Here is a 464-nt window from a genome sequence, read left to right as displayed (position 1 = left end):
GCCTTCCTGGCGCGCATGGCCAAGGAAATCGAGAACGTCTGCTACTTCAAGATCGAAACCGCAGGGGCGGCCTCCAAGCTGCGCGAGCTGATCCGCCTGGGCGGCGAAGCCATCGAAGGGCCGTGGGATGGCGAAGAGGCCATCACCCTGCTGCCCGACCTGCAGGCTGGTGCCACCGGCGCCATGACCGGCGGCGGCTTTCCCGACGGCATCCGCCAGATCATGGACGCTTGGGCTGCTGGCGACGCGGAGGGCGCCACCGTCGCCTATGGCAAGTGGTTGCCGCTCATCAATTACGAGAACCGCCAGGGCGGCATCCTCACCGCCAAGGCGCTGATGAAGGCCGGCGGCATCATCGCCTGCGAAGACCCGCGCCATCCCTTTCCCGCCATGCACCCCGAAGTGCGCCGCGGCCTGCTGGACACCGCCAAACGCCTGGACCCACTGGTCCTGCGTTGGGGCCG

General features: G+C 68.1%; 1 protein-coding gene. It reads left to right on the top strand.

What is annotated here, in order from left to right:
* Positions 1-464 (top strand): dihydrodipicolinate synthase family protein (locus DIC66_RS22795; RefSeq protein ID WP_199534829.1); only part of this gene is annotated, 464 nt, incomplete at both ends.

Origin of the sequence: Rhodoferax lacus (assembly GCF_003415675.1) — a bacterium.
In the GTDB taxonomy this organism is placed as follows: domain Bacteria; phylum Pseudomonadota; class Gammaproteobacteria; order Burkholderiales; family Burkholderiaceae_C; genus Allorhodoferax; species Allorhodoferax lacus.
This window is presented reverse-complemented; position numbering and strand designations above follow the sequence as displayed.